The 24,248-nt window shown below is 65.8% G+C and carries 27 protein-coding genes; 22 read left to right on the top strand and 5 right to left on the bottom strand.

What is annotated here, in order from left to right:
- Positions 1–5: 5 nt before the first annotated feature.
- A complete protein-coding gene (locus tag FBY30_RS04760) occupies positions 6–1,343 on the bottom strand; it encodes an MFS transporter (protein ID WP_142131492.1) in 1,338 nt (445 codons plus the stop codon).
- 182 nt (positions 1,344–1,525) lie between these two features.
- Between FBY30_RS04760 and FBY30_RS04755 the strand changes: the two genes are divergently transcribed.
- From FBY30_RS04755 to FBY30_RS04730, 6 genes are all read left to right on the top strand, one after another.
- On the top strand, positions 1,526–2,368 hold the full coding sequence (locus tag FBY30_RS04755; protein WP_142131490.1) for a sugar phosphate isomerase/epimerase family protein: 843 nt from the start codon (positions 1,526–1,528) through the stop codon (positions 2,366–2,368).
- A 72-nt stretch (positions 2,369–2,440) separates the two neighbouring features.
- On the top strand, positions 2,441–3,214 hold the full coding sequence (locus tag FBY30_RS04750) for an SDR family NAD(P)-dependent oxidoreductase (RefSeq protein WP_142131488.1): 774 nt from the start codon (positions 2,441–2,443) through the stop codon (positions 3,212–3,214).
- Between the two features lie 56 nt (positions 3,215–3,270).
- Positions 3,271–5,016 (top strand): dihydroxyacetone kinase family protein, encoded by a 1,746-nt coding sequence (locus FBY30_RS04745; RefSeq protein ID WP_142131487.1) that lies wholly within the window; start codon positions 3,271–3,273, stop codon positions 5,014–5,016.
- Positions 5,016–5,507 carry an RpiB/LacA/LacB family sugar-phosphate isomerase gene (locus tag FBY30_RS04740; protein ID WP_327437001.1) on the top strand — a complete coding sequence of 164 codons (492 nt, stop codon included), beginning with the start codon at positions 5,016–5,018 and terminating at the stop codon, positions 5,505–5,507. Before FBY30_RS04745 ends, FBY30_RS04740 begins: the two co-directional genes overlap by 1 nt.
- A 23-nt stretch (positions 5,508–5,530) precedes the next feature.
- On the top strand, positions 5,531–5,803 hold the full coding sequence (locus tag FBY30_RS04735) for a hypothetical protein (RefSeq protein WP_142131485.1): 273 nt from the start codon (positions 5,531–5,533) through the stop codon (positions 5,801–5,803).
- Entirely contained in the window at positions 5,800–6,240 is a 441-nt protein-coding gene (locus FBY30_RS04730) for an SRPBCC family protein (protein ID WP_142131483.1), read from the top strand. The genes FBY30_RS04735 and FBY30_RS04730 overlap by 4 nt, the downstream gene beginning before the upstream one ends.
- On the opposite strand, the gene FBY30_RS04725 is transcribed toward FBY30_RS04730, so the two are convergent.
- On the bottom strand, positions 6,218–7,774 hold the full coding sequence (locus tag FBY30_RS04725; protein ID WP_142131481.1) for a carboxylesterase/lipase family protein: 1,557 nt from the start codon (positions 7,772–7,774) through the stop codon (positions 6,218–6,220). The genes FBY30_RS04730 and FBY30_RS04725 overlap by 23 nt on opposite strands.
- A 102-nt stretch (positions 7,775–7,876) precedes the next feature.
- On the opposite strand from FBY30_RS04725, the gene FBY30_RS04720 reads away from it, so the two are divergent.
- The gene (locus tag FBY30_RS04720) at positions 7,877–8,626 is read left to right on the top strand and encodes a GAF and ANTAR domain-containing protein (protein ID WP_142131479.1); all 750 of its coding nucleotides are present in this window, start codon (positions 7,877–7,879) and stop codon (positions 8,624–8,626) included.
- On the opposite strand, the gene FBY30_RS04715 is transcribed toward FBY30_RS04720, so the two are convergent.
- Entirely contained in the window at positions 8,611–8,931 is a 321-nt protein-coding gene (locus FBY30_RS04715; RefSeq protein WP_142131477.1) for a hypothetical protein, read from the bottom strand. The genes FBY30_RS04720 and FBY30_RS04715 overlap by 16 nt on opposite strands.
- 102 nt (positions 8,932–9,033) lie before the next feature.
- On the opposite strand from FBY30_RS04715, the gene FBY30_RS04710 reads away from it, so the two are divergent.
- The 3 genes from FBY30_RS04710 (at position 9,034) to FBY30_RS04700 (ending at position 10,635) form a co-directional block, all read left to right on the top strand.
- Positions 9,034–9,756 carry an AAA family ATPase gene (locus FBY30_RS04710; RefSeq protein WP_142131475.1) on the top strand — a complete coding sequence of 241 codons (723 nt, stop codon included), beginning with the start codon at positions 9,034–9,036 and terminating at the stop codon, positions 9,754–9,756.
- A 120-nt stretch (positions 9,757–9,876) separates the two neighbouring features.
- The gene (locus tag FBY30_RS04705; protein ID WP_142131474.1) at positions 9,877–10,161 is read left to right on the top strand and encodes a hypothetical protein; all 285 of its coding nucleotides are present in this window, start codon (positions 9,877–9,879) and stop codon (positions 10,159–10,161) included.
- A 36-nt stretch (positions 10,162–10,197) separates the two neighbouring features.
- Complete coding sequence (locus FBY30_RS04700) at positions 10,198–10,635, top strand: universal stress protein (protein WP_142131472.1); 438 nt, start codon at positions 10,198–10,200, stop codon at positions 10,633–10,635.
- Positions 10,636–10,728: 93 nt separating this feature from the next.
- On the opposite strand, the gene FBY30_RS04695 is transcribed toward FBY30_RS04700, so the two are convergent.
- Positions 10,729–11,478 (bottom strand): FadR/GntR family transcriptional regulator, encoded by a 750-nt coding sequence (locus tag FBY30_RS04695; RefSeq protein ID WP_142131470.1) that lies wholly within the window; start codon positions 11,476–11,478, stop codon positions 10,729–10,731.
- Positions 11,479–11,616: 138 nt separating this feature from the next.
- On the opposite strand from FBY30_RS04695, the gene FBY30_RS04690 reads away from it, so the two are divergent.
- From FBY30_RS04690 to FBY30_RS04655, 8 genes are all read left to right on the top strand, one after another.
- Complete coding sequence (locus FBY30_RS04690) at positions 11,617–12,915, top strand: ABC transporter substrate-binding protein (RefSeq protein ID WP_142131468.1); 1,299 nt, start codon at positions 11,617–11,619, stop codon at positions 12,913–12,915.
- Positions 12,916–13,011: 96 nt separating this feature from the next.
- Complete coding sequence (locus tag FBY30_RS04685; protein WP_235009338.1) at positions 13,012–13,965, top strand: carbohydrate ABC transporter permease; 954 nt, start codon at positions 13,012–13,014, stop codon at positions 13,963–13,965.
- The gene (locus FBY30_RS04680; RefSeq protein WP_142131466.1) at positions 13,962–14,840 is read left to right on the top strand and encodes a carbohydrate ABC transporter permease; all 879 of its coding nucleotides are present in this window, start codon (positions 13,962–13,964) and stop codon (positions 14,838–14,840) included. Before FBY30_RS04685 ends, FBY30_RS04680 begins: the two co-directional genes overlap by 4 nt.
- Before the next feature lie 10 nt (positions 14,841–14,850).
- Positions 14,851–15,999 (top strand): galactonate dehydratase, encoded by a 1,149-nt coding sequence (dgoD, locus tag FBY30_RS04675; protein WP_142131464.1) that lies wholly within the window; start codon positions 14,851–14,853, stop codon positions 15,997–15,999.
- Between the two features lie 5 nt (positions 16,000–16,004).
- Positions 16,005–16,682 (top strand): bifunctional 4-hydroxy-2-oxoglutarate aldolase/2-dehydro-3-deoxy-phosphogluconate aldolase, encoded by a 678-nt coding sequence (locus FBY30_RS04670; RefSeq protein WP_235009337.1) that lies wholly within the window; start codon positions 16,005–16,007, stop codon positions 16,680–16,682.
- Positions 16,679–17,719 (top strand): sugar kinase, encoded by a 1,041-nt coding sequence (locus tag FBY30_RS04665; RefSeq protein ID WP_142131460.1) that lies wholly within the window; start codon positions 16,679–16,681, stop codon positions 17,717–17,719. The genes FBY30_RS04670 and FBY30_RS04665 overlap by 4 nt, the downstream gene beginning before the upstream one ends.
- Positions 17,720–17,775: 56 nt before the next feature.
- Positions 17,776–19,005 (top strand): D-mannonate dehydratase ManD, encoded by a 1,230-nt coding sequence (gene manD, locus FBY30_RS04660; RefSeq protein ID WP_142131189.1) that lies wholly within the window; start codon positions 17,776–17,778, stop codon positions 19,003–19,005.
- A gap of 82 nt (positions 19,006–19,087) precedes the next feature.
- Complete coding sequence (locus FBY30_RS04655; RefSeq protein WP_142131458.1) at positions 19,088–19,912, top strand: class I SAM-dependent methyltransferase; 825 nt, start codon at positions 19,088–19,090, stop codon at positions 19,910–19,912.
- 31 nt (positions 19,913–19,943) lie between these two features.
- Here the strand turns inward: FBY30_RS04655 and FBY30_RS04650 are convergent, their stop codons facing one another.
- Positions 19,944–20,411 (bottom strand): MarR family winged helix-turn-helix transcriptional regulator, encoded by a 468-nt coding sequence (locus FBY30_RS04650; RefSeq protein WP_142131457.1) that lies wholly within the window; start codon positions 20,409–20,411, stop codon positions 19,944–19,946.
- Positions 20,412–20,542: 131 nt separating this feature from the next.
- Between FBY30_RS04650 and FBY30_RS04645 the strand changes: the two genes are divergently transcribed.
- The 4 genes from FBY30_RS04645 to FBY30_RS04630 are packed head-to-tail and all read left to right on the top strand — an operon-like array spanning position 20,543 to position 24,115.
- Complete coding sequence (locus tag FBY30_RS04645) at positions 20,543–21,484, top strand: SDR family NAD(P)-dependent oxidoreductase (RefSeq protein WP_142131456.1); 942 nt, start codon at positions 20,543–20,545, stop codon at positions 21,482–21,484.
- 2 nt (positions 21,485–21,486) lie between these two features.
- On the top strand, positions 21,487–22,377 hold the full coding sequence (locus FBY30_RS04640; RefSeq protein ID WP_142131455.1) for an amidohydrolase family protein: 891 nt from the start codon (positions 21,487–21,489) through the stop codon (positions 22,375–22,377).
- A gap of 1 nt (position 22,378) precedes the next feature.
- Complete coding sequence (locus FBY30_RS04635; RefSeq protein ID WP_142131454.1) at positions 22,379–23,608, top strand: acyl-CoA dehydrogenase family protein; 1,230 nt, start codon at positions 22,379–22,381, stop codon at positions 23,606–23,608.
- 51 nt (positions 23,609–23,659) lie between these two features.
- Positions 23,660–24,115 (top strand): MaoC family dehydratase, encoded by a 456-nt coding sequence (locus FBY30_RS04630; protein WP_142131453.1) that lies wholly within the window; start codon positions 23,660–23,662, stop codon positions 24,113–24,115.
- The last annotated feature ends 133 nt before the right edge of the window (positions 24,116–24,248 follow it).

Here is a 24,248-nt window from a genome sequence, read left to right as displayed (position 1 = left end):
GTCATTCAGGCGTTGACGGTGTTGGGGGTGCTTTTGGTGGCTTCGTCAGCCAGTTCGCGCTCCCGCTTGCCCCAGGTTTCCCGGGTGGCGACGGCGGCCCACAGGCCGATCAGGGCATAGGCGCCGAAGAGCAGTGCCGGGCCCATCCAGCCGAAGCTGACGAACAGCAGGGTGGTGATGAAGGGGGTGAAGCCGGAAACCATGGCGGAGATCTGGTAGGCGAGGCTGGCGCCGGAGGCGCGGGTCTTGGCCTGGAAGAGCTCGGGGAACCAGGCGCCCTGCGCGCCGGCCAGCGAGTTCTGGCAGACCGCGTAGGAGATCACGATGGTGAGGATGATCGCAATGAACAGGCCGGTGTTGACCAGCAGGAACATGGGTATGGCGAACAGGGCTGCGAACGCTGTGGACCAGACGTACAGGGGGCGGCGGCCGATGCGGTCGGTGAGTGCACCCCAGGCCTGGGTGGCGAAGATGCCGATGGCCGAGGCGATGCAGAGGGCGATCAGCGTCTGGGTCTTGTCCGCAAGGTGCTGGCTGTTGATGTAGGAAATCATGTAGGTGATGGAGACGGCGTAGCCGGCGGTCTCGGCGATGCGCAAGCCGATGCCCTTGACGATGTTGCGCCAGTCGGTCTTGATGACCTCCACGATGGGGGCCTTGACGATGGTGCCGCTGTCCTTGACCTCATCGAAGACGGGGGACTCGGGGACCTTGGAACGGATGATCAGCCCCACGATCACCAGCACGATGCTGGCCAGGAAGGGGATGCGCCAAGCGAGTTCGCCGCCCAGCTGGACGCTGAACAGGAAGGTCAGGTTGGCCAGCAGCAAGCCCACCGGGAAGCCGGCCTGGACGATGCCCGTGAACTTGCCCTTGGCCTTCCAAGGGGCGTGCTCGTAGCTCATCAGGATGGCGCCGCCCCACTCAGCGCCGAAGGCCAGGCCCTGGACGATGCGGACAAACACCAGCAGCGCCGGGGCGAGCAGTCCGACGGCCGCGTAAGTGGGCAGCAGGCCGATGGCGAAGGTGGCCAGGCCCATCAGGATCAGGGAGGCGACCAGGACGGGCTTGCGGCCCACCTTGTCACCGAGGTGGCCGCCGATGATGCCGCCGAGGGGGCGGGCGGCGAAGCCGACGCCCAAGGTGGCGAAGGAAGCGAGCGTGCCGGTGACCGGATCGCTTCCGGGGAAGAATGCAGTGCCGAAATACAGTGCGGCAGCGGTGCCGAAGCCGATGAAGTCATACGTCTCAATCACGGCCCCCACGCCGGATCCGATGGCAACTCGCCGGGCGTCCTTGGTGCCGTGGACCGGGCCGCGCATAGTCAGAGCATCTTTGCTCATGGTGGTTCCCTTTCGAAAAGCGGCTGAGGAGGTAACCGCTGTCGACTGTTAACAATTGGTACGTCCCAGTGTGACCCAGATCATTGGCACTGTCAACAGTCGACTTCGATAGTTGACTGTTGACAGTTAACGAATGTACTGTGGTGCCCATCACTAAAGCTGCACGAACCAGAGGATCAATGATGTTCCATTCCAGACTCGGGTGCTCATCCATCAGCTTCCGGCACCAGGATCTCGGTAGGGCCCTGCGCGCCATGAAGGAACTGGGCTTCGAAGAGATCGACTTGGGCGCCCTCCCAGGCGTTTGCGACCACGTGCCCTACGAGCTGAACGCGGCCGCGGTGGACGCTGTCTCCGCCGAGGTCAATGCGTCGGGCCTGCGGGTCCGCTCCGTGAACGGCGACGTGGGGGACCTCAACAAAGTGCTCGACGCCGAGGGCCGGGCTGCGCGGGAGCGCCACCTCGACGCCCTGCTCACCCTGACAGCCAACATCGGCGCCAAGGCATTGGTGCTGCCGTGCGGTGCCCTGGACCACACCCCGGTGCGAAGCGTCGAGGAAGACCTGGACCTCGTTGCCGCCCAGCTTACCGGCGCCGGACAGCGGGCCGCGGAGTTCGGCGTCGAACTCTGGACCGAATCACTGCACTTCCTCCGGTTCTGCTGGAACCTGGAACGCGCAGGACTGCTGGCCGACCGGCTGGCAGGATCCGGCGTGGGAATCGTCATGGACTTCAGCCATATCGTGGCTGCCGGCGAGGACATCCAGGCCTACTTGGACCGGCACGCCGGCCGAATCAGCCACGTCCACCTGCGGGACGCCGTGCCGGGGAACATCAACCTCAGCATCGGCAACGGGGACGCCGACTTCGCCGGCGGCCTCAAGCGGCTCGCCGCGGACGGCTACACCGGCCACTTCTCCCTCGAACTGGAAACCCGGGACGTCACCAACGACGAACGCCCCGCTGCCGCCGCCAAGGCAGCAAGCTTCATCACCGACCTTCTCCAACCATCGAATGCTCCCTAACTGCCGTTTTGACGCCTCATGAGGGCCGTTACGGAGCAATCGATCCACCAAAACAATTCAAGGAGCACCACCATGACCACCATCCAGCGCACTGCCGTCCTCACCGGAGCAACCTCGGACCGCGGCATCGGCATCACCACCGCCCGCCGCTACGCCCGCGAAGGCTGGGGCATCGTGATTCTGGACCTCGACGGCGAGAAGTCCGCCAAGGTCGCCGCTGAAATCGGCAACGAGTTCAACGTTCCCGCCTTCGGCCACGAGATCGACGTCGCCAATGAAGCCTCGGTCACGGCAGCCCAGGCCGCCGTCGCCGCCGAGGTTGCTGCCGGAAACCTGCCGCCCGTCGGCGCCCTGGCCAACATTGCCGGCATTACCTCGCCCATCCCGTTCCTGGAGACCACCCTGGAGCTGTGGCACAAGGTCATGGACGTCAACGCCACCGGCACCTACCTGGTGACCAAGGCATTCCTGCCGGACATGATCGCCAACGGCTGGGGCCGCATCGTGAACATGTCCTCCGTCTCCGCCCAGCGCGGCGGCGGCGTCTTCGGCAAGGTCCCCTACTCCGCCGCCAAGGCAGCCATCCTCGGCTTCACCAAGGCACTGGCCCGGGAAATCGGCGAAACCGGCGTCACCGTCAACGCCATCACCCCCGGCGCCGTGGACACCAACATCCGCGTGGGCAGCACCGAGGAGCAGGAAGCCGCCATCAACGCCGGCATCCCGCTGGGCCGCAACGCCACCACCGAGGAAGTGGCCTCCGTGATCACCTTCCTTTCCTCGGAGGACTCGGCCTACCTCACCGGCACCACCATCGACATCAACGGCGGCAGCCACATCCACTAGCAGTCCGCCCCAACAGCCCACCACCGACCCCCACCGCGCACGCCGGAGAACCCACCATGACCAAAATCTTCAACGATCCCTCAGAGTTCGCCGAGGAAGCCCTTGCAGGTTTCTGCGACGTACACTCCGGCCTGGTCCGGCAGGTTTCCGGCGGCGCCGTCCGCCGCTACCGCCCGGCACAGCCCAAGGTTGCCGTCCTGGTGGGCGGCGGTTCCGGCCACTACCCGGCGTTCGCCGGACTGATCGGGAACGGCTTCGCCGACGGCGCCGTAGTGGGAAACATCTTCACCTCGCCGTCCGCGCAGCAGGCCTACTCTGTGGCCAAGGCTGCCGAGTCCGGCGCCGGCGTCGTGTTCACCTACGGCAACTACGCCGGCGATGTGATGAACTTCGGCATGGCCAGCGAGCGCCTGGCCGCCGAGGGCATTGCCGTGGAGAACGTCCTGGTGACGGACGACATCGCCAGCGCACCGCCGTCGGAATCCGCCAAGCGCCGGGGCATCGCCGGTGACTTCACGATCTTCAAGGTGATGGGTGCTGCGGCGGAGCGCGGCGACTCGCTGGCCGAGGTGGTCCGCCTGGGCCGCAAGGCCAACGATCTGACCCGCACCATCGGCAGCGCCTTTGCCGGCTGCACCTTCCCGGGCGCCGACGCCCCGCTGTTCACGCTTCCGGAAGGGCAGATGGGCCTGGGCCTTGGCATCCATGGTGAACCCGGCCTGCATGACACGGACCTGCCTTCGGCGAAGGAACTGGGCCAGGAACTGGTGGCCCGCGTGCTCTCCGAGAGCCCGGCCAGCGCCGGCAAACGGATCGCCGTCATCCTCAACGGGCTCGGCTCCACGAAACACGAAGAACTGTTCGTCCTTTGGGGGACCGTGGCGCCGCTGCTCCGTGCCGCCGGCTACACGCTGGTGATGCCCGAGGTAGGCGAACTGGTCACCAGCCTGGACATGGCCGGCGTCTCGCTGACCATTACGTGGCTGGATGAGGAACTGGAGCCGCTGTGGACCGCTCCGGCTGAAACTCCCGCCTACCGCCGCGGTGCAGCGGCCAGCCAGGCGGGAACTTCCGCCAGGGAGGAAACGTACGACGCCGGCGCCTCCGCTGCGGCGTTCGTCGCTACGGATGCCTCCCGGGAGTACGCCCCGGCCTGCGTTGCGGCCCTCGGGGCAGCGCAGGCGTCGCTGCATGAGGCCGAGGAACGGCTGGGCCGGATGGATGCCATTGCCGGCGACGGCGACCACGGGCGCGGCATGGTCCGCGGGGTGGATGCCGCGGCTGCGGCGGCGTCCGATGCTTTCGGCCGGGGCGCCGGGGCAGGCGACGTGCTCGCAGCCGCGGGGGACGCCTGGGCGGACAAGGCCGGCGGAACCTCCGGGGTGCTGTGGGGTGCCGGGCTTCGAGCCTTCGGTGAGACGGTAGGAAACTCCGCCGCGCCGGAAGCTGCGGTCCTCGCGGCCGCAGTCACCGCGTTTGCGGACCGCATCATCCAGCTGGGCAAGGCCGAAATCGGTGATAAGACCATGGTGGATGCACTGCTGCCCTTCGCATCCACGTTCGGCGGCGCTGTGGCCGGCGGGGCGGACACGGGCCAGGCCTGGCAGGAAGCGGCTCGGGAAGCTGCTGCCGCGGCCGAGGCAACCCGCGACCTGCTGCCTTTGAAGGGCCGCGCCCGCCCGCTGGCCGAGAAGAGCCTGGGCACGCCGGACCCCGGTGCCACCTCCCTGGCCATGGTGTTCGCCGTGATGGGGCCGCACTTCACCACCAGCACAACCGCTGCCCGGGCAGGAGCGAAGTAATGACGACGGAAGGAACCACCATGGGGTTGCGGCTCATCGTCGGCTCGGACGAAGCCGGCGTTGATTACAAGGACAAAGTCCTGGCCGACCTGCGCAACGATCCCCGCGTCTCCGAGGTCACCGATATCGGGGTCAACCGGACCGACGCGCCGGACGACTTCACCAGGCCCTACCCCTATGTGGGCATTGCTGCCGGCGAAATGATCCGGGACGGCAAAGCTGACCGCGCCATCCTGTTCTGCGGCACGGGAATCGGGGTGGCCATCGCCGCGAACAAGGTGGAGGGCATCCGCGCCACCGCCGCGCACGACTCCTTTTCCGTGGAGCGGTCCATCCTGTCCAATGACTGCCAGGTGCTGACCATGGGGCAGCGCGTGGTGGGCATCGAGCTGGCCCGCCGCCTGGCCAAGGAATGGATCGGGTACACGTTCGACCCTGCGTCGGCGTCCGCAGCCAAGGTAAAGGTCCTCACCGACTTCGAGTCCTGCTAGCCGGAAGCGCCAGGGGACCTGCCATGAAGCCCTATCCGCATCACGCCTGGAACCGGCTGATCGGTGTACCCGTGGAGATCCGGAAGGACGCCGAGGTTGTCCGGGCCGGTGTGGTTGATGACGCCATGCCGGTCCCGGCCGCCCTGTGGCTCGCCGCCGACGCGTCCGGTGGCCGGGCCCTGTTCACCGCCGCCGAAGGCTACGAGGCTTGGATCAGGCCGCAGGCGTTGGACGGCACGCTGTGCTACAAAATGGCTGCCGACCAGTTGCATGGTGCTCCTACACTGGGACGATGATCACAGTCACCGGAAGTGTGGAAACAAACCTGTCCGCGGAGAAGGCCTTTGCCTTCATGAGTGAGTTTGAGAACACCAGCAAGTGGGACCCCAACAGCCCTGTCATGGACAAGCTCACCCCGGGACCGGTGGCTGTGGGGCACCGCTACCACGCAGAGTCCGAGTTCCGGGGAAAGCGCCAGTCCCTGGAATACGAAGTCATTGAGCTGACGGAAAACCACATCAAGCTGCGCGGAGAGAATAAGACCGTCACGGCCTTCGACTCGGTAGACGTCAGCCCCAGCGGCACCGGCTCGGTGGTGAAATACACCGCCGAATTCAGCATCAACGGCCCGGCGAAGATCATCCAGCCGCTCCTGAAACCTGCCTTCAATTCCCTCCGCGACCCCGCGCTTAACGGGATCCGGGACACCCTCAACGCTCTGGCAGCGGACTGACTGCTCCGAAGAACTCCCTGATTTCCCGCCGGGGGTCGGCTTCCAGGCGGGGTTCGGCGTCGAGCACCATGGTGCTGCGCTCCTGCCCGTACTCCGTCCAGCCAAGTCCCGCCCCGTCTGGCGTTCCCGTGTGCGCAAAGGACGCCCAGGAGCCGCTCATGGCATCGCTGAGGGACTGCGGGGCCTTGCCCCGGGTGAGGAAGGCGGCCTCGGGGATGTCCAGGTGCCGGAAGACGAAAGGTATGTCCAGGGCGTGGCAGGCGCCAAGCTTCCCGCCCATGGCGGGGCTGCGCCAGGTAAACAGGTAGGCGAAGTTTTTGCCGGCGGCACGCGGGTGGGCGCCCAGCAGCCTCGCGTCAAGCAGCCGGTTGCTCGGCTGCCGGTACACAGAATCGGCGATGGCGGCCTCAAGGAGTTCCTTTCCGGACGGCTCCCGGGACAGCACCCGGGTCAGCGCCTCTGTGTAGCCCGGCGCCTGTTCCGCCGGAACTCCCGCTCCTGCCAGCACCACGGCGGCACGGTCCGGGTAGTCCGGGTCGCCCGAAGCGGGCGGACGCATCTCCACGGCGAAGGACCCTTCGTTGAGGTTGGTTCCGATCAGCAGGTCCACCCCCGCGTTGACCCCGTTGCGCACGCTGTTTAGCGGCGGCACCGGCAGCGATGGAGTGCCCACAGTGGGTTGGAACGGCAGCGGAACGGCATAGGATTCAGCGGCAATGCGCCGTTCCAAAGCGGCCTGGGCCTCAAGCAGCCGCTCCACCGGGAGGCTCAACAACTCTGTGGCTGAGCCGCGGTCCAGGCCGCAGAGTTCAAGGAACACGGCACTGAGACGCGCCGATTCCTCCGGCTGCCGGTACCGTTCGGCAGTCCCACTCTGCATGATGGCCCGGCGGAACAGTCCTTCCGACGCCGGCATGCCCAGCAAGGTGCCGATTGCTGCAGCGCCTGCGGACTCACCGAAAACGGTCACGTTGTCCGGGTCGCCCCCGAAGGCGCTGATGTTGCGGCGCACCCAGCGCAGGGCCTCCAGCTGGTCCAGCAGGGCCAGGTTGGAGGAGTCCTCGTAGCCGGGACCCAGCAGCTCTGCCAGGTGGAGGAAACCCAGGGCGCCCAGGCGGTAGTTGATGGACACCAGCACTGCGCCCGACGCAGCGGCGAGCCTGCCGCCGTCGTACATCCCGTCGCTGTTGGCGCCCAAAAGGTAGGCGCCGCCATGAATCCAAACCATCACCGGCCTGCCCGGACCGTCCGTCCCCGGCGTCCAGATGTTCAGGTTGAGGCACCCGTCCTCGCTCCAGCTGCGCGGCGTGGCGCCCGGGGGAGCGGGGGATTCGGGGTTCTGGGGCGCCGCGGGGCCGGGAGCGGTGCAGTCCCGCACCCCTTGCCACGGCACCAGTGGGACCGGCGGCCGGAAGCGGTTGGCGCCCGACGGCGGCCCCGCGTACGGGATGCCCAGGAACCTTTGGATGGTGGTTCCGTCAGTTTCCAGGGAGCTGCCGTGGACCAAACCGCTCGGGGTGGAAAGGCGCGTCATGGATGCCAGATTACGGCCTCACCACAGGTAGGCTGTCATCACCGTTCGGCAGTGGGCGCCCACATCGTGTGGCTTTTAACTACTGTCCGGGAGGTATGACCCGTGCTCAAGGCCGGCGTCCCTGAAGGCGAGGACTTCGCAGACGTTGCCCTGCATCTCCAGGAATCGTTCCTGCAGAACCCTGAGGTTGAGGCATTCCTTCGGGACCTGGCCGAGTATGCCGCATCCAGGCTGGCTCCGCTGAACCATGAATGCTGCTGTGAAATCACGGTGCTGCGGCCCAAGAAACCCGCAGCAACTGCCGGCAGCAGGGCCGATGGAGCGCTGCTGAGCCCGTTGGAGTCCCACCATGGTGACGGCCCGGGCCTGCTGGCGATGCGGACCGGCAGTACCGTGTTGGTGGCGGACCTGCGGCGGGAGCAGCGTTGGCCGGAGTACGTCCGGGCAGTGCGGAGGCACGGTTTCCTTTCGGTGCTAAGCATCCCCGCAGCGCTGGAAGGGGATGCCCGGGGCATGATGACGTTCTACTGCACCGCGCCTGTTGACACAACTGACAAAATCAACGTTGCCGAGACCTTTGTACGGCAGGCGTCCAAGGGGCTCACACTCGCCCTGCGCATGCTGAAGCTGGAGGAAACCAGGGACGGCATGAGCGCCGCCATGCAGACGCGCACGGTCATCGATCTGGCCACGGGCGCCATCATGGCGCAGAACAGGTGCAGCCAGGCGGCTGCCTTCAAGCTGCTGAAGGACGCGTCCAACAGCCGGAACATGAAGCTCCGCGAGGTTGCGGCCGCGGTGGTCGCGTCGGTTGCCGGGGTGGCAGATACCTTCACCTACTTCGACGAGTAGGGGTCTTTCCGATCCGGGTCATGCCGACCCGGGTTCTTCCGATCCGGCTGCGGAAGGAAAAGAGCGGAGCTGCTGAAGGGAGCCCGCAGCGGCAGGCCCTCGGCAGAACAATGCTCGTTGACTGCCTGCGCCAGAGCGTCGCGCTCCTTCGGCGAAAGGGTGGCTTCGCCGGCGCAGTAATCCCGGATGAGCTGTTCGGAGGCATCCCCGCCCAGGCCAACAAACTCCAGCCACAGTTGCGCCAAATCCAGCTGGTGCTCCTTGATAACGGCACCGGTCAGGGCCTGCTGGTCCACGGCATCCATCGTCCCGTCCTAGCTTTGGTTGCACTACTACGCCCGGAATTCGTAACGGTCCGGCCGGCGGATGGGAATGGTTCAGAAAAAATTTGCTGCAAGAATGGCTCCATGCCTCTGCGCACATACCCGATCCGGCGGCTGGCAGAGGACCCTGGAAACGTCCTCGACCGCTCACGGTGGCCGGCCGACCTGCCGCCGGTGGCCCAGGTCCTTGAACAGGGGCTCGACCTGGGACCTGCCACGGTCCTGGTAGGCGAAAACGGCTCGGGTAAATCCACGCTGGTGGAAGCCATAGCGCTCGCCTACGGTTTGTCTCCTGAAGGCGGCTCAACTGGTGCCCGGCATGTTACCCGGCCCACCGAATCAGTCCTGGGGAACCACCTACAGCTGGTCCGCAACGCCGGTGCGACGCGCCGCGGCTACTTCCTCCGCGCGGAAACCATGCATGGGTTCTACACCTACCTGGAAAAGAACCCCAGCACTTCCCTTCCTGACATCCCGTTCCATGACATGTCGCATGGCGAGTCCTTCCTGCAGTTGACCGCTGACAGGTTCCATGGCCCGGGCCTGTGGCTCCTGGATGAGCCGGAATCCGCCCTGTCCTTTTCCGGTTGCCTCAGTCTGCTGTCGGTCCTGAAGGAACTGGTGGCCGACGGTAAATCCCAAGTGGTGCTGTCCACCCATTCCCCTCTGCTGGCCGCCCTTCCCGGTGCCACCATTCTTGAAGTGGGACCCTGGGGCCTGCGCCGGCGGTCCTGGGAGGAGCTGGAGCTCGTTGCCAACTGGCGGAACTTCCTGGGCTCGCCTGAGCGCTACCTCAGGCACATCTAGCTGCCTTCGCCCCGGGTGCAGCACGTCCCTGTGCCAAGGACTTTTGCCCCTAGGCAGGCACCCGGGAAAGCAGTCAACTTGAGTGTCTGGAGCAGGTGACTACAACAGGAGGCACGGACCATGGGCGCATGTGATGTCTGCGGCAGCAGCGAGGGCCGGATGTTCACCGTCAGCATGGGCAACCAAACCGGCACGTTCGACAGCTTCGAATGCGCCATCCATATGATGGCGCCCGCCTGCGAGCACTGCGGCTGCCGGATTTTGGGCCACCCCGTTGAAAGCGAAGCCGGCATCTATTGCTGCCTCCACTGCGCCAGGGAAGCAGGAAATCCACACCAGGCCGCCAAGACGGAGCACTCCACGGTGGCTGTCCCCGCACAGAGCACGACGGCGGACCAGGGCTAGTTCCGGCAGCACCAGTACAACAGGAAAAGGGGAGTCGTGGCCGGCAACGGAAGTTTCAGGATCGTCGTGGGAGTGGACGGATCCGACCAGTCCAAGGCGGCGATGGACTGGGCCATAGAGGAATCCAAGCTGCGCAAGGGTGAGGTCCAGGCGTTGACGGCCTGGAGCTTTCCTTACGTCAGCGACGCCATGGGCACGGCCTGGGACTACGACATCTTCGAGAAGGACGCACAGGCCATTCTTGAAGCGGAACTCGAACGTGTGAAGGACCGGGGTGTGACCATTTCCGGGCGGGTCGTGGAAGGGAATCCGGCGTCGGCACTCATCGATGCTTCCCGCGACGCTGACCTCGTTGCCGTCGGTTCGCGCGGCCACGGCGGGTTCACCGGAATGCTCCTCGGCTCCGTGTCCCACCAGACCATCCACCACGCGCACTGCCCGGTGCTGGTGATCCGGGAACCGGAATCCGACTAGGACTCAACATTTATTGAGGAGGGCGCCAAGAGGGCGGTGGGGTTTCAAGCTCTCCGAGTACTGACCCGATTCCTTCCGCGAGGGGCCTGATTTTCACTGCTTCCCGGCAGGTTCTCCGCCCGGGTGGCTGCTGGACCAGATATCGCCCATCTCTTCCGTGGACTGCTCCACGATCCTGCTCATGGCGGCGTGGGCGGCGCCGGCGTCGCGGTGTTGGATGGCGCTGGCTACGTCCACGTGCATCTGGAGTGCCTCGTGATCCGGAAGATGGGGCATCAAGCCATGCTGGGTGCGCCCTGCCAGCACTTCAGCCACGAGCTTATGAAGCTGCGAAAACATCAGGTTGCCGGAAGCGTTGAGCACCGCGGCATGGAATTCGATGTCCAGGCGCAGGAATTCGTCCTGGTCCCCCCGTTGCCCGGCCGCCCACAGCCGGGCGGCCATGGAAACAAGATCGCTGGCCTCATCCAGGGACGCCCGTTCAGCGGCCAGGCGGGCAGCCTGCGGCTCGATGGCGCCGCGCAGTTCGTTCAAGGCCCGCAGCTGCTCCAGCCGCTTGGCCGATGCCAGCCGCCACCGGATCACTTGGGGGTCGTAGAGGTTCCAGCTTGCCTCCGGCTGGACTACTGTCCCCAGACGGCGCCGGGACTCAAGCATTCCCATGGAGGACAGGACGCGGGTGGCCTCCCGGATCACGGAGCGGGACACCTTGTGCCGAGCCTCCAACTCATCCAGCCGCAGGATGGAATTCGGCGCCAGCGTTCCCTCGGCAATGGCGAGCCCCAGGTTCTCGACCAGCGATGAATGCAGGTCCGGGGACAACGCCGCCTTTGGGATGGTCATGAATAAATCATATGGGGACCCGGCAAGCTCTTGTATATGTCTGCCTTATTTGTTTATGCTCGCTGAACACAACAGACGTAAAGAGGCGTTTGTAACCGGTCCGCGGAGCTGCGGGCCCTGAAGGCAAAGGAAGTCGTAATGAAGCGGCGTTCAATTGTGAAGTACGCGGCAGTTGCCGCAGCGATGTCGCTGGGGCTGACAGCCTGCAGCGGCGGCGGAGGCGGCAGCGACCAGGCCAAGCAGTCCGGCACGGTCCGCGTCACCCTCGCCAACCACGTCTGGACCGATGGCATCAAGGCAGCCATCCCTGAGTTCGAGAAGTCCAGTGGACTCAAGGTCGAGCTCACCCAGTTGGGTGAAGACCAGCTGTCGGACCAGTACAACGTCAAGCTCAACGCAGGCAGCGACGAGATCGACGTCATGATGTACCGTCCCCTCCAGGAAGGCAAGGCATTCGCCAAGAACGGCTACCTGGCGGACCTGACCAAGAACGTCTCCTCCGACTCGAGCTGGGATTGGAAGGACTACCAGGAAGGCCCGGTCAAGGCCACCACCGTTGACGGCAAGGTGGTTGGTGTCCCGATCATCACCGAACGCGAAGTCCTGTACTACCGCAAGGACCTGCTGCAGGCCGCCGGGCTCCAGGTGCCCAAGACCATGGACGAACTGGAAGCCGCGGCCAAGGCCATCAAGGCATCCTCCCCGGACACCGCAGGCTTCGTAGCCCGCACCGGCAAGTCCGCCGCTGTCACCCAGTTCTCCAGCTTCCTGTACAGCTTCGGCGGCGACTTCGTCGACTCCAGCGGCAAGGCCTCCGTCAACACCGATGCCGCCAAGAAGGCCTACTCCTTCTACGGTGGCCTGATCAAGAACTACGGCCCCGCCAACGTCAGCACGGACATGAGCTGGCCGGAGGCGATGGCCATCTTCACCCAGGGCGGCGCTGCTTTCTACACCGAGGCGGATTCGCTCTACAAGAACGCCACCGACCCCGCAAAGTCCAAGGTTGCGGACAAGGTTGGCTTCGCCGCGCTTCCCGCAGGCCCTGCCGGTTCCAAGCCGTACAACATCCCCTCCTGGGCTTTGGGCGTGAACCAGAACTCCAGCAACCAGGAGAACGCCTGGAAGTTCATCCAGTGGGCCACCAGCAAGGAGCGCACGCTGGAAGCCCAGAAGGCCGGCGTCCCGGGACCCCGCACTTCCGTCTGGGCCAACCCTGACGGAACCTCCACCTACCCCAAGGACCTCGCCGACGCGATTGCCGCCAGTGCCAAGAACGGCGTGGGCCATGACCGTCCCGAGGTGGTCACCGTAGGCAAGGCCCGCGAAATCGTGGGCGCTCCGATCGTTGCCACCATCACCGGCGCTGACTCCGCCGCCGCGGCAAACGACGCCCAGACTGCCTTCCAGACCTTCCTGGACAGCGAAAAGAAGTAGGACGCCAGGCGCGCACCGCGCCCACCCATCCCGCCGGGACGGCCCCAGGGCCGTCCCGGCGCGGCCCGCTTCACCCCCGAACTCCTTAGGTGAACCATGTCTGTATTGAACCCTCCCCGCAGTGCCCGCACCCGCCGGGCCGGCGGCCCCTCCGGAGCCCGGGGGAGCTTTTCCGCCTGGGCCAACCGGCACCGCAAGTGGTTGTTTGCGGCACCGGCCATGATCTTCGTCGGCGTCCTGATCGTCTTCCCACTGGCCTGGACCCTGTACCTGAGCCTCACCGACTCCCAGGGCTCCGTCCGGGCCGCCACGGAATTCATCGGGCTCCAGAACTACCTCACGGTCCTCAGCGACACCGAGCGTTTCTGGCCCGCCGTGGGCCGCACCCTGGCCTTCACCGGCGTCGCGCTGGCCTTCGAAGTGGTGCTGGGCATGGGCATCGCGCTGCTCTTGTGGCGGCCGTTCCGGGGTGAAAAGTGGGTCCGCGTGGCCATCCTGCTGCCGCTGGTGGCCACCCCCGTGGCCGTCGGCATGATGTGGCGGCTGATCTTCGATCCCAACATCGGCTTCGTCAACCAGCTCCTGGGCATGGTGGGCATCCCGCCCCAGCCGTGGCTGTCCGGCCAGGACACCGCCCTGGGCACCACCATCTTCATGGACGTCTGGCAGTGGACCCCCATGGTGGTCCTGATCCTGCTGGCCGGCCTGACCTCGCTGTCCGATGAACCGGACGAGGCCGCCCGCGTGGACGGCGCCAACGCCTTCCAGCGGTTCTTCTTCATCACCCTGCCCCTCATGATGCCCACCGTGATCGTGGCCATCCTGCTGCGCGGCATCGACGCCCTGAAGACCTTCGACATCCTTTACGCCACCAAAGGCAAGGGCGGCGGCTCGTTCCACGAAGTGGAAACGCTGAACGTCTACGCCTACGGACTGAGCTTCGACTACAACCAGTACGGGCTCTCCTCGGCGGTGCTGATCCTGTTCTTCATGATCATCATCGGTTCCATGTGGCTGCTCACCATGCGCAAGAAAGCGGTAAGCAAATGACCGTCATGACAGACTCCGCCGCCACCACCGCGGACAACCGGCCCCGCCGCCGCCGCAAGCCCCTGGGCACCCGCGCCTACAAAGTGTTCCGCGTGGTGGCGCTGGTCCTGGTGGTGCTCTTCCTGCTGGCCCCGCTGTTCTGGATGCTCCTGGCGTCGCTGAAGACCAACGTGGACATCTACGACACCGCCAAGGCCTTCATCTTCTCGCCCACTTTCGAGAACTACGCCAACGTGCTGCAGCGCAACAACTACTTCGTCTTTGTGGTCAACAGCTTCTGGGTGGCTTTCGTCTCCACTGCGCTGTCGATCGTCCTGGGCGTCCCGGCTGCCTACGCGATGAGCCGGTTCACCATGCACCGCTCCGCGCTGGTGGTCCTGATGGCCCGCGTCATCCCGGGCGTCTCACTCCTGGTTCCCTGGTACTACGTCTTCTCCAACCTGCGGATGGTGGGCAAGTTCGAGGTGCTGATCCTCAGCCACATGTTCGTGGCCCTCCCGCTGATCGTGTACATCATGATGAGCTACTTCGATTCCCTGCCGCTTGAGCTGGAGGAGTCGGCAGAGGTGGACGGCCTTACGCCGATCGGGGCGTTCCGGCTGATCACGCTTCCGCTGGCGGTGTCCGGCATCGCCACCGCCGGCATCCTGTCCTTCATCTTCTCGTGGAACAACTTCATGTTCGCGCTGGTGCTCTCCGGTGCCAAGACCAAGACGCTGCCGGTGGCGATCTTCGACTTCGTCTCCTACGCCAGCATCGACTGGGGCGGGCTGATGGCCGCGGCGACAGTCGTGACCATCCCCATCATGATCATCGCGCTCTTCACGCAGAAGTACATCGTCTCCGGCCTGACGGCCGGCGCAACCAAGGGTTAGGAACCGCCGCGTGACCGTCATCAGCCGGATCGAAACATTCCTGGTCCCGCCCCGCTGGCTCTTTGTCCGGGTGGAGACCGAAAGCGGCATCGTGGGGTGGGGTGAGGCAACCTGCGAGGGCCGCAGCGAAACTGTGCGCACCGCCGTCGAGCAACTCTCGGAACTGCTCATTGGCAGGGACGCCCTCCGGATCGAAGACCACTGGCAGGTGATGACCAAGGGGTCCTTCTACCGGGGCGGACCCATCCTGGCCAGCGCCGTTTCCGGCCTGGACCAGGCCCTCTGGGACATCGCCGGCAAGCACTTCAACACCCCCGTGCACCAGCTCCTGGGCGGCCACGTCCGCGACCGGATCCGGATGTACGGCTGGGTGGGCGGTGACGAACCGAATGAGGTGGCCGACCAGATCAGCGCCCAGCTGGAGGTGGGCCTCACGGCCGTGAAAATGAACGCCAGCGGCCGGATGAGCCCGGTGGCCTCGGTGGCGGAGATCGACGGCGTCATCCGCCGTGTTGCCGCGGCCCGCCAGGTCCTGGGCGACCACCGGGACGTGGCCGTGGACTTCCACGGCCGCTTCAGCCTGGCCAACGCCAAACGGGTGGCACCCCTGCTGGAGCCTTTCCGGCCCTTCTTCCTCGAAGAGCCGGTGGTCCCGGAGAACACCCACCTGCTGCGGGAATTCACCTCCTCCACCACCACACCGGTGTCCACAGGGGAGCGGCTGTACAACCGGCAGGAGTTCCTGCCCGCCCTGCAGGCCGGTATTGCCGTGGCGCAGCCGGACCTCTCGCACGCCGGCGGCATCACCGAGGTCCGCAAGATCGCCGCCCTGGCCGAGGTCTACGAAGTCCAGCTGGCACCGCATTGCCCGCTTGGACCTCTGGCGCTCGCCGCCTGCCTCCAGGTCGGTTTTGCCACGCCCAACTTCCTCATCCAGGAGCAAAGCATCGGCATCCACTACAACCAGGGCGCCGAAGTCCTCGACTACGTGGTGGACAAGACCCCCTTCAAGTTCGTGAACGGCCACATCGAACGGCTCACCGGACCCGGGTTGGGCATCGAAATCGATGAAGCCGTGGTCCGGGCAGCGGACAAGCGCGGCCACGCCTGGCGCGGTCCGGTGTGGCGCCACCCCGACGGATCCTTCGCAGAATGGTGAACCCTATGACATCCCAGAATCCAGCCGTTACCCCTGCCAGCCTGCTGGCCGGCATCCGGCAGGCCCGCCTTGTCGGCATTGTCCGCGGGAACGACGGCGGTGCTGCCGCCAAGGCCGCGCTGGCGGCAATGGAGGAGGGTTTCCAGTACGTGGAGATTGCCCTCACCACGCCCAACGCGCTGGAGGCCATCCGCGAGGTCCGCGCGGCTGCCCCGGCCGGCTGCCTGGTGGGCGCCGGCACCGTCCTCAGCGAGGCCGACGTCGAACGTGTCACCGCAGCCGGCGGCCAGTTCATCGTTACTCCCTCCCTGGCACCCTCGATCAGTGAGGCAGCTGCCGCCGGCATCCCGGTCCTGGCCGGGGCGCTGACGCCCAGCGAGGCTTACGAGGCGATGGAACGCGGCGCCACTGCCATCAAGCTGTTCCCGGCGTCCATCGGCGGGCCCGGCTACCTGAAGGCCGTGCGGGATCCCTTCCCGGAGATCCCGTTTATCGCAGTGGGCGGCGTTGGGCTCAGTGAAGCCACCGGTTACTGGGAAGCCGGCGCCATCGCCGTTGGACTGGGCGGGCCCCTGTTCGGCACGTCAGCGTCAGGTGGGGACCTGACGGAAATGCGGGACCGCGCGCGCAGCTTCCTGGGCCTTGCCGCCGAATTCGCAGCCAGGACCGGTACCGGCTCATGACTGCTGGTGCCGGTTCCGCTCCGGACAGCCCGGCACCGGTGGATCTGCTGACTTTCGGCGAATCCATGGTTTCACTGCGGTCCGCCGGCCCCCTGGCGAACGGCGGAGCCCTGAACATGCAGGTAGCCGGTGCGGAATCCAACGTGGCCATCGGTGTCGCACGCCTGGGCCACACCTCTGCTTGGGCCGGTTCGGTGGGCGCGGATCCGCAGGGCGAGTTCATCGTGAAGCAACTGCGGGGCGAGGGCGTCCGGTTGCATCACACCCTGCATCCAGACCGCAGCACCGGGGTGATGTTCCTGGAACAGCGCACCGCAGACCTCAGCAGGGCCTTCTACTACCGTGCCGGTTCGGCCGGGGCCACCGTCGCACGTGATCACGTGGCTGCCGCGCTTGATTGTGGCGCCCGGATCATGCACCTCACCGGCATCACGCCTGCACTCAGCGCCGAGGCGCGGGACGCGGTGGAGTATGCCGCCGAACGCGCTGCCAGCGAATGCATTGTCGTTTCCTTGGATGTGAACTACCGCAGCAAGCTGTGGTCCCGGGACCAGGCGAGGGCCGTGCTTGGTCCCCTGGCGCGGCACGCCACCATCGTCATAGCGTCCGACGACGAACTGGACCTGATTGCCCCATCCCAGGCGGGAAGCGGGGCCGCAGGGCACCTTGGCGATGCCGGGGCCGGCGACGAGACCCCTGCCGACGGCGAAGCCTGCAATGCCCAGCGGCTGCTGGAAGCGGGGGTTCGCGAAGTGGTGGTGAAGCGCGGTGCTGCCGGTGCCGCCGTCTACACGGCTGATGGACACCTGGAAGCACCAGCCCTTGCCGTGACCTGCGTGGACACCGTCGGCGCAGGAGACGCGTTCACCGCCGGTTACCTTTCCGGCCTGCTCGACGGCGAGGGCGTTCCCGAACGCCTTAGGCGCGGCACCCTGGCCGGCGCCTTCGCCGTCAGCACCCGCGGCGACTGGGAAGGGCTGCCCCGCCGGGACGAACTGGCCCTGCTCGACGCCGCCAGGGGCAGCACCGTGCGCTGAAATTTGCCCACCAACCTGCTTTCCCAATACCGACCAACCCGACCCGAAAGCCAGCCATGAAGATCATTGCCGCTGATGTGTTTGTGACCAGTCCGTCCCGGAATTTTGTGACGCTCCGGATTACGACGGAGGACGGGGTGACGGGTATTGGTGATGCCACGTTGAATGGGCGTGAGTTGGCTGTTGCCGCGTATTTGAAGGAGCATGTGGCGCAGTTGTTGATCGGGAAGGATGCTCACCGGATTGAGGATACGTGGCAGTTCCTGTACCGGTCTTCGTATTGGCGTCGGGGTCCGGTGACGATGGCGGCGATTGCTGCGGTGGATATGGCTCTTTGGGATATCAAGGGCAAGATCGCCGGGCTCCCGGTGTATCAGTTGCTGGGGGGTGCGTCGCGGAACGGGTTGCGGGCGTACGGGCATGCCTCGGGTGCTGATATTGAGTCGTTGTTTGATTCGGTGCGGGAGCATCTGGAGTTGGGGTACAAGTCGATCCGGATCCAGACGGCGGTGCCGGGGATCAAGGCACTCTATGGGGTGGCGGCGCAGGCTCAGGCGTCGGGGGAGCGGTATGACTATGAGCCGGCCGGGCGGGGTGCTTTCCCGGTGGAGGAGGACTGGGACACCCGCGCGTATTTGCGGCATTTGCCGTCGGTGTTTGAGGCGGTGCGGAATGAGTTTGGTCCGGAGCTGCCGTTGTTGCATGACGGGCATCACCGGATGACGCCGATCCAGGCGGCGAAGCTGGGCAAGGCGTTGGAGCCGTATGACTTGTTTTGGTTGGAGGACTGCACGCCGGCGGAGAACCAGGAGGGGTTGCGCCTGGTGCGGCAGCACACCACGACGCCGTTGGCGATCGGGGAGGTCTTTAATACGGTGTGGGATTACCAGACGTTGATCAAGGAACAGCTGATTGATTATGTTCGTGCCGCGTCGACGCATTTTGGTGGGATTTCGCCGTTGAAGAAGGTGATGGATTTCGCGGCGCAGTACCAGATCAAGTCCGGGTTCCATGGGCCGACGGATATTTCGCCGGTGGGGTTCGCGGCGCAGTTGCATGTGGGGTTGGCGATCCATAACTACGGGATTCAGGAGTACATGCAGCACTCGGTGAAGACCAACGAGGTCTTTGAGCAGTCCATGACGTTCGTGGACGGCTACCTGCACCCGGGCGACAAGCCCGGCATCGGGGTCGAATTCAACGAAGAAGCCGCCGCAGCCTACCCCTACCAGCAGGCCTACCTGCCCTACAACCGCCTCGTCGACGGCACCGTCCACGACTGGTAAAACCCGCCACCACCAGTAAGCAATCCGCCACTGTCAGGGGCTTCCCGTTGACCCCGCCGTCAGCCGGTGTGAGGATGGCGCCATGAATGAGGTTTCGGCCTTTTACACCGGCCCCGGTCAGCTGTTGGCGGCCATCAGTTCTGCCCTGGATGCGGCAGGTGTGGACCGCACAGCGCTGCGGCCGCCCGACCTCGCTGCTGTCGACGAATTCCATATCCGTGGCCGCAGGGCCACGCTGGAAATCATCGAGGCACTAGCCCTCAATGCTGATTCCCATGTGCTTGACCTCGGCAGCGGATTGGGCGGTCCCGCACGGACGCTCGCCGAGGTGACCGGGTGCTCGGTGACGGGGGTGGACCTCACACCCGAGTTCTGCCAGGTGGCCACGGCGCTCTCGGAGTGGACAGGTTTGTCCGGCCGCACCCGCTTCCACGTCGGGGACGCTACAGCCACCGGCCTTCCGGACGAGTCTGTGGATGCCGTGATGACCGTCCACGTGGCGATGAACATTCCGGACAAGCCCGCGCTGTATGAAGAAGCCTTCCGGGTGCTGCGGCCGGGCGGCAGGTTTGTGGTTTACGACGTCCTGCAGGGTGAAGGCGGCGAGGTGCACTACCCGGTGCCTTGGGCGGCAGACTCCTCAACAAGTTTTCCCGCAACCCTGGAAGACATGCGCGAGCTCCTGCCGTCTGCAGGCTTCGACGTCATCTCGGAGGCCGACTCCTCGGACGAAAGCCTTGCCTGGTTCCAGCACATGCGTGACAAAATTCAGCGCGAAGGGCCGCCGCCGGTGACCTTCGCAACTTTCCTCGGCGACAGCTTCGCCCAGATGACGGCCAACCAGGTGGCCAACCTCTCCGAGCGACGCATCCGGACCGTCATGTTTACCTGCTCAAGGCCAGCCTGACGGCTCGTAAAGGCCCCGAAATCCAGCCCGCCTACTCCGCAGCGCCCCACAGCGCCTTGCGGAGCAGCCGCTTTAGTTCGCCGGACTCCTCCGCTGAAAGCATGGCCAGCTGGCCCAGTTCTGCCTCATCCATGGCCGCGCGGGCCTTGCCATGCATCCGGCGTCCCTCCGCGGTGGACACGATGATCTTGGCGCGCCGGTCCTGCTTGCCCTGCGCCCGTTCCACCAGCCCGCGGTGCTCAAGGTCGTCCACCAGGTTGACCACCTGACTGGGATCCAGGCTGAGGAAGTCCGCCAGCTCCCTCTGTGTCGGCTCCAGCCCGCTGCAGGCCAGCGTCAGGACGGAGAAGGAGCGTTCCCTCAGGCCGAAGTCCGCCAGTGCCTTGTTGTTCAGTACCGAGCCGGCGGCGTGCAGCTTGGCGAGCAGCAGGCCCACATCACTGCCGATCCTGGCTGCCGCAAGGCGGGGGGTCTGAACTTCGGTGCCCAAGGTGGCCATCACAACTCCGGTGTAAAAAACAATCGTTGACTTTTTCAATGATCCGTAATTTCATTGATTTCAACAAGGATCTCACACCGCAGTGGGATCACCCCACCGGCTTCGGCCGGCGCATGCAAAGGAGCAGGTCCATGGGCTTGAACGGCAAGGTCGCAATCGTCACCGGCAGTGGGCAGGGCCTCGGCCTTGCTTACGCAAGGGAACTGGCCCGCCAGGGTGCCGCCGTCGTCATCAATGACGTGAACGCCGACACCGCAGCGCAGGCCGTCGCGCAGATTGAAGCCGACGGCGGCCGCGCCACCGCAGTGGTGGTCCCGGTGGGCACCACCGACGCAGCCAAGGCCCTGGTGGCAGGTGCCGTGGACACCTTCGGCCGGCTCGACATCCTCGTCACCAACGCCGGCATCCTTCGCGACAAGTCCCTGCTGAAGATGACGGACGAGGACTTTGACCTGGTGATCAACGTCCACCTCAAAGGCACCTTCACCTGCGTCCGCGAGGCCTACGCCTACTTCAAGGAACACAACATCCAGGGCCGCATCATCACCATCGGTTCACCCACCGGCCAGCGCGGCAACTTCGGCCAGACCAACTACGCCGCCGCCAAGGCCGGCATCGTGGGCATGGTCCGCACTTGGGCGCTGGAAATGAAGAAGGCCGGCGTAACGGTCAACAGCGTCATCCCCGTGGCCGCCACCGCCATGACCAAGACCGTGCCCTACTTCCAGAAGGCCGTGGAGGCGGACGAGCGCGGTGAGGCCATGCCGTCCTTCTTCCGCCATGACCTGGGCTTTGGAACGGCCGACGACGTCTCCGGGCTGGTTGCCTTCCTCGCCTCCGACGAGGCAGCCAACATCACCGGCCAGGCCATCGGTGCCGGCGGTGACCGGCTCCAGGTGTGGACCCACCCCGAGGCCGCCACCACCGAGTACCACGAGGGCGGCTGGAGCTACGAGGCGCTGCAGGAAAACGCGGCGAAGCTGTTCACCGCCGAAACCCTCCAGACCTACGGCGAGGAATTCCTCCCGCTGCCGGAGGACCTGAAGCCCGCACAGCCCGCCGAGGCCCGCTGACCATGGCCGACCGCTACGAACTGGGCATCGATCCGACAAAACTCGACGCCATCGATATGCACGTCCACCTCGAGGTGGACAGCTGCGGCCACGGCTCCCTGCCGGAGGAGCTGACCGAAGCCTCGGCCAAGTACTTCAAGGCCGAGGACCGCACCCCGTCCCTGGACCGGATCGCGGACATCTACCGCGAACTGAACATGGCCGCCGTCGTTTTCACCGTGGACGCCCGCACCCAACTCAAGCACGAGCCCAACAGCATCCCCGAACTCATCGCCGGCTGCGCCCGGAACAATGACGTCCTGATCCCGTTCGGCAGCGTTGATCCGCGCACCGGCGAGGACGCCGTTGCCGGTGCCAAGCACCAGGCCATCGAGCTCGGTGCCCGCGGCTTCAAGTTCCACCCCTCGCTGCAGGGCTTCGACCCCTCCAACGAGCGCTTCTACCCCCTGTGGGAGACGCTGCAGGAACTGGGGTTGCCGGCCATCTTCCACACCGGCCAGAACGGGATGGGTGCCGGGCTGCCAGGCGGTTATGGCATCAAGCTGGCCTACTCCAACCCGCTGCTGCTGGATGCGGTGGCCGCTGACTTCCCGGGCCTGCAGATCATCATGGCCCACCCCTCGGTGCCATGGCAGGACGAGGCCAATTCCATCGCCACCCATAAGGCCAACGTGTTCATCGACCTCTCCGGCTGGTCGCCCAAATACTTCCCCGAGTCCCTGGTCAAGGCCTCCAACTCCTACCTGCAGGACAAGGTGCTGTTCGGCACCGACTTCCCGCTGATCACACCGCAAAAGTGGCTGGGCGCCTTCGCGGACCTGCCGCTGAAGGACGAGGTCCGGCCCAAGATCCTCAAGGACAACGCGGTCCGCCTCCTCGGGCTGGGTGCCTGAGATGGGCACGCTGACGACGGCGGAGGCCGGCCTGGGTGCCCGGCTCTACGAAGCAGCAGACTGGTACGACGCCGAGTCCCTCCTCACGCCCGACGAGCGCCGGGTCCTGTCCCGGCTGCGGAGCTTCCTGGATGCGGAAGCCAGACCCCTCCTGGCCGAGTACTGGGAGCGCGGGGAGTTTCCGGAGCAGCTCGCCCGGCCGCTGATCGACCTGGACCTGATGGAACCTGCCGACCTCACTGGCGCCGCGGGTGCAGGACACGCTCCGGCCCGCGGCATCTACCAGGGCTTCCGGATCTTCGAGCTTGCCCGTACGGACGCCTCGCTGGCCACCTGGTACACCGCCCAGGCCGGCCTGTTCCGGACAGCCATCCGCGTTGGTGCCTCGGCGGAACAGCAGGCCGAATGGATGCCCAAGGTCATCGACTTCTCGCTCAAAGGCGTGTTCTCGCTGACCGAACCCGAGTCCGGATCGGACATCGCCGGCGGGCTCTCCACCACGGCCAGGCGCGAGGCCGACGGAAGCTGGGTCCTGGACGGCACCAAGCGCTGGATCGGCGGCGCCGCCACCGCAGACGTCCTGGCCGTCTTCGCCCGGGACACCGCGGACGGGCAGGTCAAGGCCTTCCTGGTGGACCGCACCGCCCACGGCGTCACCCTGGAAAAGATCCAGGGCAAGACCTCGCTGCGGATGATGCAGAACGCCCACATCACCCTCAAAGGCGTCCGCGTCCCCGACTCAATGCGGCTGCACAACGTGAACTCGTTCAAGGATGTCGGCGCGATGCTCCGCGCCATGCGGTCGGACGTGGCCTGGATCGCCACGGGCGTCGCCGCCGGCGCCTTCGAGGCGGCCCTCGCATACGTGAACGAGCGCCGGCAGTTCGGGCGGACCCTCGGGTCCTTCCAGCTGGTCCAGGAAAAACTGGCCCGCATGCTGGGCAACGTCACGGCCAGCCTGTCCCTGGTGGTCCGGCTCACCGAACAGCAGGCCAAGGGCACCTACCGGGACCAGGACTCCGCCCTGGCCAAGATGCAGACGTCCCTGTTCATGCGCGACACCGTAGCCCTGGCCCGCGAAGTGGTGGGCGGCAACGGCATTACCCTCGCCGCCGACGTGGCGCGCTTCCACGCCGACGCGGAGGCCGTCTACTCCTACGAGGGAACCCACGAGATCAACGCCCTCATCATCGGCCGCGCCCTCACCGGCGAGAGCGCCTTCACCCGCTGAACGCAGCAACAACAAAACAAGCACCCAAATCAACCACACCAGGAGGCAACGATGCCCAATCTCGTCGTCGATTTCGACACCCTGCTCACCCTGTCCGGCAAGGACCTCGGCACCACCGACTACCGCCAGATCACCCAGGAGCAGATCAACCTCTTCGCGGACGCCACCGATGACCACCAGTGGATCCACACCGACCCCGAGCGCGCCAAGGACGGCCCGTTCGGTGCCCCCATCGCCCACGGCTTCCTCACGCTCTCCCTGATCATCCCGTTCTGGGGTGAGCTGTTCGACGTCGAGGGCGTCACCACCAAGGTCAACTACGGCCTGGACAAGGTCCGCTTCACCTCCCCGGTGACGGTGGGCTCGAAGGTCCGTATGCAGGCCACCATCGCGGAGGTGACCGAGGTCAGGGGCGGCGCCCAGATCAAGGTCAACGCCACTATCGAGATCGAAGGCCAGGAACGCCCGGCCGTCGTGGCCGAGTTCCTGGCGCGGTTCTACAAATAGGCCGCCTCCCCACGTAGGCCCGCTACTTTCTGTAGCCGGCACCACCACAGTCCTCACCAACACGGCGGTACCCCTGCGGCGCCGCCTTCCCAGGCAACCCCAAAACCCCACATTCCTCCGTCTTTAGGAACAG

This window comes from Arthrobacter sp. SLBN-83, from assembly GCF_006715285.1.
Lineage (GTDB): Bacteria > Actinomycetota > Actinomycetes > Actinomycetales > Micrococcaceae > Arthrobacter.
The sequence above is the reverse complement of the archived record's forward strand: the minus strand, read 5'-3'. Positions and strand labels throughout refer to the sequence as shown.